The sequence below is a fragment of the Dellaglioa sp. CoH-57-MRSF-19 genome, from assembly GCF_056781975.1.
Genome location: NZ_JBXAXW010000229.1, coordinates 1 through 299, shown reverse-complemented (window position 1 = coordinate 299; position 299 = coordinate 1). Strand labels below are relative to the sequence as shown.

At 51.2% G+C, this 299-nt stretch carries 1 protein-coding gene; it reads left to right on the top strand.

Annotated elements, in window-relative coordinates:
* Positions 1 to 200: hypothetical protein (locus tag AC1RO3_RS09030; RefSeq protein WP_481764085.1), on the top strand; the 200-nt coding region annotated here is incomplete at its 5' end.
* Positions 201 to 299 lie beyond the last annotated feature (99 nt).

The window sequence follows — 299 nt, the reverse complement described above, 5'->3', positions numbered from 1 at the left end:
ACATAGTGGAGGCTGAAACCGCATTTGCGGTGAGTGTTTCTGCCACCGTCCATGGATACACGAGTGAACCCGTTCTGGGCGAGCAGGGCAAGATCAACACCATCAACGTAATCGATCTGGAAAACATGGTTAAAGCCCCGGGCACTGTAACGGACAGCGGTGTTGTGGCCAGTTCACAGTTCCTTGCGTTTCCGAAGTAAGAAGAAGTTACCCAAGATTTTAAGGAGGCCTAAATGGCGACGAAGCTTAGTAACGTGAGCCGCGTCCCACAACAATAAGGCGTCATTGTGGATGGAGTC